Raw genomic sequence first — 1,451 nt, 5'->3', positions numbered from 1 at the left:
CTAGTAGTGCCTGGTCAGGTTGATATGGGGTCTGGCGTGGTGCGGTGGCAGGTCGGGCAGGCGCCGGTCCAGACCGCGAGGAGTGTCTGCAGCTCGTGGACGACTTGGTAGAGGCTCAGGCCGGCGCCGCTTCTTTTGGGGCCCGGGCCAGTCGTTGCAGGGTGCAGAAGGCGTGCGCGACGGAGACGAGGGTGACGTGATGGTGCCATCCGTTCCAGGTCCGGCCTTCGAAGTGGGCAAGTCCCAGGGCCTGTTTCATTTCCCGGTAGTCGTGCTCGATGCGCCAGCGGAGCTTGGCGAGGCGGACCAGTGTGGTCAACGGCATGCCGGAGGGCAGGTCGGACAGCCAGAACTGCACCGGCTCGCTCTCGCCGGCAGGCCATTCGGCCAGCAGCCAGCAGACGGGCAGCTCCGGGCCGTCGGCGTTCTGGCGGACCCCGCGTCCGGCCGGCCGGATGCGAAGGGCCACGAAGCGGGAGTACATCCGCTTGCGGCCCGAGCGGCCGGTGCCGGACCGGGAACCCTCACGCCACTGCACCGGCCGGGCAGCCTTCCGCCCCGCCGCGATGACCAGTTCCTTCACCGACCTCGGCTTGTCGGGATACTTCGCAGCCGGCGGGCGTCCGGTCCCCGAGTACGGCTCGGCCACCGGCAGCGCGTCGGCGGGCTGGGCCGACAGCGTGGCGGAGATCCCCACCACGTAGTTCAGACCGCGCTCTTGCAGTCCGTGCCGGAACGCGGCGGCGTCGCCGTATCCGGCGTCCGCGACGGCGAGCGGCACCTCGAGCCCCCAGGAACGGGTCTCATCGAGCATGTCCAGGGCCAGCTGCCACTTCTCCACGTGCCCGATGTCCTCGGGGATGCCGCAGGATGCGCGGCGGGCGACCTTGTCCGCATCGGCCTGCGGCGAGGCGGGATCCCAGGTCTGGGGCAGGAACAGCCGCCAGTTGGCCGCAGCCGAGGCGTGGTCGGACGCGAGGTGGAGCGAGACGCCGACCTGGCAGTTGGTGACCTTGCCGGCGGTGCCGGTGTACTGCCGCGACACGCATGCCGAGGCCGTCCCGTCCTTGAGGAACCCGGTGTCGTCGAAGACGAAAGCGTCGGGCCCGATCGCCTCCTCCATCCGCCAGGCGAGCTGGGCCCGGATGCGTGCCGGGTCCCAGGGACTCGTAGTGATGAAGTTGGCCAGTGCCTGCCGGTTCCCGTCCTCGCCCAGGCGGGCGGCCATCGGCTCGACCGACTTGCGCTTGCCGTCGGTCAGCAGCCCCCGCAGGTAGACCTGCCCCCAGCGACGCTGGTCATTACGCGCGAACGGCTCGAACACCTCCGCCGCAAACGCCTCCAACTCACCACGCACCACGGCAATCTCGTCCGGAGTCATACACCCTCAACGTCACACCAAGCCCCAAGGACACGCACCACTCCAGCCGACCTGACCAGGCACTACTAGG

Annotated in this window: 1 protein-coding gene; it reads right to left on the bottom strand. The window is 69.7% G+C overall.

Annotated elements, in window-relative coordinates; translation table 11 throughout:
• Positions 1-115 precede the first annotated feature (115 nt).
• Complete coding sequence (locus ACWD4O_RS48720; RefSeq protein WP_451289589.1) at positions 116-1,381, bottom strand: IS701 family transposase; 1,266 nt, start codon at positions 1,379-1,381, stop codon at positions 116-118.
• Positions 1,382-1,451: the final 70 nt, after the last annotated feature.

The sequence above is a fragment of the Streptomyces sp. NPDC002623 genome (assembly GCF_053592635.1).
Note: the sequence above shows the minus strand (reverse complement) of the source record. Positions and strands in the feature narration are given on the sequence as shown.